Origin of the sequence: Neisseria sp. SLRRB23 (assembly GCF_050896295.1) — a bacterium.
GTDB lineage: Bacteria > Pseudomonadota > Gammaproteobacteria > Burkholderiales > Neisseriaceae > Neisseria.
In genome coordinates, this window is record NZ_JBPBFH010000052.1 from 1 (window position 1) to 6548 (window position 6548).

At 49.7% G+C, this 6548-nt stretch carries 7 protein-coding genes; 6 read left to right on the forward strand and 1 reads right to left on the reverse strand.

The genetic code is table 11. The annotated features are described in order from the left end of the window. A partial coding sequence (locus ACRPFF_RS10610) for a hypothetical protein (RefSeq protein ID WP_432674262.1) occupies positions 1-223 on the reverse strand: 223 nt, incomplete at its 3' end. Positions 224-581: 358 nt separating this feature from the next. On the opposite strand from ACRPFF_RS10610, the gene ACRPFF_RS10615 reads away from it, so the two are divergent. From ACRPFF_RS10615 to ACRPFF_RS10640, 6 genes are all read left to right on the forward strand, one after another. Next, positions 582-1253, forward strand: coding sequence for a CsgG/HfaB family protein (locus ACRPFF_RS10615; protein WP_432674635.1), 672 nt, complete (start codon positions 582-584; stop codon positions 1251-1253). Between the two features lie 9 nt (positions 1254-1262). Continuing rightward, a complete protein-coding gene (locus ACRPFF_RS10620; RefSeq protein WP_025458374.1) occupies positions 1263-1631 on the forward strand; it encodes a DUF4810 domain-containing protein in 369 nt (122 codons plus the stop codon). Beyond that, positions 1628-2275: a DUF799 domain-containing protein gene (locus ACRPFF_RS10625; protein WP_432674636.1), complete on the forward strand. Its 648-nt coding sequence runs from the start codon at positions 1628-1630 to the stop codon at positions 2273-2275. Before ACRPFF_RS10620 ends, ACRPFF_RS10625 begins: the two co-directional genes overlap by 4 nt. 391 nt (positions 2276-2666) lie before the next feature. Further along, positions 2667-4436 carry an ABC transporter ATP-binding protein/permease gene (locus ACRPFF_RS10630; RefSeq protein WP_432674637.1) on the forward strand — a complete coding sequence of 590 codons (1770 nt, stop codon included), beginning with the start codon at positions 2667-2669 and terminating at the stop codon, positions 4434-4436. Positions 4437-4539: 103 nt separating this feature from the next. Beyond that, positions 4540-5208, forward strand: coding sequence for a DnaA regulatory inactivator Hda (gene hda / locus ACRPFF_RS10635; protein WP_250314897.1), 669 nt, complete (start codon positions 4540-4542; stop codon positions 5206-5208). Then, the gene (locus tag ACRPFF_RS10640; RefSeq protein WP_432674638.1) at positions 5205-5873 is read left to right on the forward strand and encodes an HAD family hydrolase; all 669 of its coding nucleotides are present in this window, start codon (positions 5205-5207) and stop codon (positions 5871-5873) included. The genes hda and ACRPFF_RS10640 overlap by 4 nt, the downstream gene beginning before the upstream one ends. Positions 5874-6548 lie beyond the last annotated feature (675 nt).

Here is a 6548-nt window from a genome sequence, read left to right on the forward strand (position 1 = left end):
AAATCGTACCGGGAGCAGTATAGAGAAAGTTATAGGTAATATCTACTGCCAACAGACGCTTGGAGCAGGTTTTGATTTGGTTTACCGCATCGCTTACTACGGCAGCCACTTCCGGAGTAATGTTCTCCGGGCGGTTTGATGCGACACCGTCACCCCAAATCTCCTTGATGATGCCGCTAATTGTTACACGAATATCGTGATCGGTAAAGGTTTTATTCTTCATATTTCAATATCCTGACAGAACAAAAAACTGCCTGCCGGCGGCAGAAACACACCTTTTCAGGTGCAGGGAAAGCCGCCTGTTTCAGACGGCCTTGTTGTGCAGGCAGCCTAGCTCACCGTCATGGAAGCAATGCAGAACGGGCGGTAGATAATCGCGCCCCATGTGCCCTGCGATCAAAGGACAGGTTCCACACCCGCCCTTCTTTTCAGACGGCATCAAAAAGCACGCTATATCCGCCAATATGCCGACACAGGCAAATCTTTCGACACCCCGACAGACAAAAACACCTTGACTAAAAATTACATGCAAATAATAATAACAACCTCTTTATTCCTCTAACAATTTTGGAGTAGGTTTCATGAAGAAAATTTCCGCCGCCATCGCTTTTGCCGCCGCTGCCGTTTCACTGACCGGCTGTGCGACCGAATCCTCACGCAGCCTCGAGGTAGCAAAAGTCGCCTCCTACAATACGCAATATCACGGTGTTCGCACCCCGATTTCCGTTGGAACATTCGACAACCGCTCCAGCTTCCAAAAAGGCATTTTCTCCGACGGGGAAGACCGTTTGGGCAGCCAGGCAAAAACCATCCTGGTAACGCACCTGCAACAAACCAACCGCTTCAACGTACTGAACCGCACCAACCTTAGCGCATTGAAACAGGAATCCGGCATTTCCGGCAAAATGCAAAACCTGAAAGGCGCAGATTATGTTGTTACCGGCGATGTAACCGAATTCGGACGCAAAGATGTCGGCGACCAGCAGCTCTTCGGCATTTTGGGGCGCGGCAAATCGCAAATCGCCTATGCAAAAGTGGCTCTGAATATCGTCAACGTCAATACTTCCGAAATCGTCTATTCCACACAGGGCGCGGGTGAATACGCACTTTCCAATCGTGAAATCATCGGTTTCGGCGGCACTTCCGGCTACGATGCGACTTTGAACGGCAAAGTTTTGGACTTGGCAATCCGCGAAGCCGTCAACAACCTGGTTCAGGCTGTCGACAACGGCGCATGGCAACCCAACCGTTAAGGACAAATGATGAATCCGAAAACCTTGAGCCGTTTGTCGCTGTGTGCGGCGGTCTTGGCTCTGACCGCCTGCGGCGGCGGCGGGCATAAAAACCTGTATTATTACGGCGACTATCCCGATACCGTCTATGAAGGTTTGAAAAACGACGACACTTCGTTGGGCAAGCAGACCGAAAAGATGGAAAAATATTTTGTGGAAGCCGGCAACAAAAAAATGAATGCCGCCCCGGGTGCGCACGCCCATTTGGGACTGCTGCTTTCCCGTTCGGGAGACAAAGAGGGCGCGTTCCGCCAGTTTGAAGAAGAGAAAAGGCTGTTTCCCGAATCGGGCGTATTTATGGACTTCCTGATGAAAACCGGTAAAGGAGGCAAGCGATGAAACCTTTGATTTTAGGGCTTGCCGCCGTGTTGGCGCTGTCTGCCTGCCAAGTTCAAAAAGCTCCCGACTTCGACTACACGTCATTCAAGGAAAGCAAACCGGCTTCAATTTTGGTGGTTCCGCCCCTGAACGAATCGCCCGATGTCAACGGCACTTGGGGGATGCTGGCTTCGACCGCCGTGCCGCTTTCCGAAGCCGGCTATTACGTCTTCCCCGCCGCAGTCGTGGAGGAAACCTTCAAACAAAACGGCTTGACCAATGCCGCCGATATTCACGCCGTCCGACCGGAAAAACTGCATCAGATTTTCGGCAATGATGCGGTTTTGTACATTACGGTTACCGAATACGGCACTTCATATCAAATTTTAGACAGCGTAACCACCGTATCCGCCAAAGCACGGCTGGTCGATTCCCGCAACGGAAAAGAGTTGTGGTCGGGTTCGGCCAGCATCCGCGAAGGCAGCAACAACAGCAACAGCGGCCTGTTGGGGGCTTTGGTCGGCGCAGTGGTCAATCAGATTGCCAATAGCCTGACCGACCGTGGTTATCAGGTTTCCAAAACCGCCGCATACAACCTGCTGTCGCCCTATTCTCACAACGGCATCTTGAAAGGTCCGAGATTCGTCGAAGAGCAGCCCAAATAAGCATATGCCGTCTGAACCTCTCCGAGCTTCAGACGGCATATGCGAATCTTGATACTTGCAAGCCGCACCGCCCAAAATCAGGCGACCGGTTTCAATATCCGAACAAGGTTCGGGTTCTGTATTTTGCAGAACCCGAACCTTTTATTCAAATTTAAACTTAATTCCGGCGTGGTTGTATGGTAAATTATAGTGGATTAAATTTAAACCAGTACAGCGTTGCCTCGCCTTGCCGTACTATCTGTACTGTCTGCGGCTTCGTCGCCTTGTTCTGATTTAAATTTAATCCACTATAACAAGCAATATGCCCTGACCGGCAAAACTTCCCCAAACTTCATCAAAAAATCAACTACCCGTCTTTTTCAGACGGCATTGATACCGTAAGAGATTTCCCATGCAAAAATGGCAAACCGAGCTTTATTCCACGCNGTCTTGGCTGTTGCAGACCTTATTGATGGTCGCCGCAGCCTCGGCGGTCATTCTGTTTTTTGCACGCAACACGCGCTTCGGGCGCGAGTTTAGCTATATCCTTCGCCTGTGCCTGACACCAAAAAGCGCGGTCAAAGTTCTACTGCTGATTACGGCGATGATTACGCTGCTGTTAACCGAAGTGCGGCTGAATGTGTTGAGTACCTTTATGTCCAAAGGGCTTTACGACTCGATGCAGGATTTGAATGCTTCGGCATTTTGGATGTTTGCCGCAATGAACGCGGGCGTGGTGCTGATACGGGCGTTTAACAATGTCGTCAACGACTTCCTCGATCAAGGCTTGGCGATTAAATGGTCCGAGCGGCTCAATGAAGTGCTGACGACGCGCTGGCTTGCCGACAAAAACTACTACCGCTTGCAAATGCGTCGCCATGCACCGGACAACATCGACCAGCGTATCCAACAGGACGCGCAGGATTTCATCGCCTCGACCATCGAATTTGTGCGCGGCATGGTCAATTCAGTCGTTACCTCTTTGGAATTTGCCGTTGTTTTGTGGGGCTTGGCTGGCATCCTGACCGTGTTCGGCTTCGACATTCCGCACGGCATCGTTTGGTTTGTCTATATATTTGTAATTTTGGCAACCTTTATCGCCATGTGGATAGGCAACCCATTGATTCATTACAACTATGAAAACGAAAAACTCAACGGCGACTACCGTTATTCCCTTATCCGCGTGCGCGACCACGCCGAAAGCGTGGCGTTTTACAGCGGCGAAAAACACGAACACGACCAGCTTTCCGACCGCTTCAAAGCCATTATCCGCAACCGTTGGCGCATTGCGCGGCAAAGCGTCTGCTTAAGCGGCTTTAACGATATATTCACCAACGGCATCAAACTTTTCCCGATTATTTTGCAAGCTCCGCGCCTGTTTGCCGGACAAATCAAAATCGGCGACATCCAGCAGACTGTCCAAGCCTTCGCGCGACTGCAAAACGCGCTGTCTTTCTTCCGGATGTTCTACAACAAATTCACCGCCTACCGCGCCCGATTGGAGCGTCTGTACGGCTTTTTGCTGAGTACCGAAGAACAACACAGCGGGCAGCAACCCGAGATTAGCGAAGTTTCAGACGGCATTGCACTGGAAAACGTCGCTCTGTTCCGCCACAACGGCGAAGTTTTATTAGACGGTATCAATATCAACCTCAAAAACGGCGACTCCCTGCTGATACGCGGCCCGAGTGGTTGCGGCAAAACCTCGCTGCTGCGCGCGCTGGCTGGGCTTTGGCCGTTTGGCAGCAGCGGCAAAGTCAGCCATCCGCCGCATCAAGACATCCTCTTCCTGCCGCAACGTCCGTACACGGCGCAAGGCAGCCTGCGCGATGCGATTTGTTATCCTGACATCGACAAACAGCATCCGGAGCTAATCGAAGCTATGAACACCTGCCGCTTAGGTTATCTGGTTGATAAATTAGACAAACCCGACGACTGGCAACACAAACTCTCCCCCGGCGAACTGCAACGCGTCGCCTTCGTCCGCGCCCTGCTTTCCAAGCCCCAAATCGTCCTACTCGACGAAGCCACCGCCGCCTTGGATGAACCGACCGAAGCCATGCTCTACCGTGCCTTAAAGCAAAAACTGCCCGACAGCATCATCATCAGCATCGGACACCGCAGCACGCTCAACGCGTTCCACAATATGCACCTCGATGTCGGCAACGTTGCCTGCGGCTGAACGATGCCGTCTGAAGCCGTTTTCAGACGGCATCGTCAAATTGGAAAGGCGCGCGAAAACAACGTACAATAAACCTATCTGCCAACCTCTGAAATGCTGCACCGTGAACCAGCTTATTTTTGATTTTGCCGCACACGACTATCCAAGTTTCGACAAATTCCTCGGCACGGAAAATGCGGAGCTGGTCTATGTCCTCCAACACAAACACGGACAGTTCATCTATGTTTGGGGAGAAGAAGGCGCGGGAAAAAGCCACCTTTTGCAGGCATGGGTCGCACAAGCACTCGAAGCCGGAAAAAACGCCGTCTATGTCGATGCCGCCGCCGAACCGCTTACCGACTCCGCGCTCGATGCCGACTATCTCGCCATCGACCAAGTCGAAAAACTGGGAAACGAAGAGCAGGCATTGCTTTTTTCCATCTTCAACCGTTTCCGCAATAGCGGAAAGGGCTTTTTACTGCTCGGCTCGGAATCTACACCCCAACAGCTCGTTATCCGCGAAGACCTCCGCACGCGTATGGCGTACTGCCTCGTTTACGAAGTCAAGCCCCTAACCGACCAAGAAAAAATCGATGCGCTCGTCAGCATGGCGGCAGCACGCCAAGTTACCATAGACCCCGAAATCTTCGAATACCTACTCAACCACTGGCGGCGAGATATGGACAGCCTGATGGATATGCTCGACACGCTGGACAACTACGCCGTAACCATGGGCAAACGCATCACGCTGCCGCTTTTGCGCCAGCTCTTAAAACAACAGGAAAACCGATGAAAAACCTTGCCATCTTCGATCTCGACAACACACTCATCAACATCGATTCCGGCCACGCCTGGTTAGCGTTCCTCATTAAGAAAATGCCGGACGATACTGCCCAAACCGAGGCGCAAAACGAAAAATTCTACCGCGACTACCAAAACGGCTGCCTCGACATCGACGCCTTCTGCAAATTCCACCTTGCCCCGCTCGCCCGTTACGGCAAAGAAGAGCTGGCGAAATTTCACCGCGAATTTATGACAGAATACATTATCCCCCATATCTCGCCCATGCAGCGTATGCTGGTGCAGAGCCATCAAATGGCCGGCGACGAAACCCTCGTTATCTCCTCAACCAACGAATTCATCATCACTCCCATCTGCCACCTTTTCGGCATTACCAATATCATCGGCACGCAACTCGAAACCGATACCGACGGCCGCTACACCGGCAACTACATCGGCACACCCAGCTTTAGGGAAGGAAAAATTACCCGCCTGAACCAATGGCTTGCCGAACGCGGCGAAACGCTCGAAAGCTATGGCAAAACCTATTTTTACAGTGATTCCAAAAACGATCTGCCGCTGCTGCGCCTTGTCGACGAACCCGTCGCCGTCAACCCCGATGCCGAACTGGAAAAAGAAGCCAAAGAAAAAGGCTGGCCGGTTTTGAATTTCAAATGACGCAATGCCGTCTGAAGCCCGATTCGGCGTTCAGACGGCATTGAGGCTGAAATCCCAAAAACTCAAAGCCACAGGAATTTATCCGGAAAAACAAAAAACATAGGAATTCATCGGGAAAAACAACAATCTTTCCACCGTCATTCCTACGAAAGTGGGAATCTTGATCCGTCCGCACGGAAACTTATATTTCGTCATTTGCACCCAACATAATTCAATACTTTATTTTGCAATAAATTAACGGATACTGACAAATTAGATTGGATTAATTACCCTATTATCTATATTGGGTTATCGGGTTGCTAATTGAGCAGAGCGTAGCAAACCATAAAGTGAGTGTTTCCACCCACTCTGCATTTACTATGAAGTGGTTATTAAATATGATAATGAGACCTATTAAATTTAGTATGGTAAATATGTTATTATTTATTGTTATATGTAGTTCATTTTTTGATCTGCTCGTTCAATTATGTACAATTTTATTTCATAGCCAAAAAATATACTTTATTACATTATTTTTATTATTTATTTTTAATTTTGCTACAAAATCTATCTATATGGCAATTATTTATCCTATTTTATATTTTTTTATCGTAAAATAATATTATCCTTACTCTAGGAAAGTAATAATTCTATTATCATTAGCCTGTCTCTTATACACATCTGACGCTGCCGACG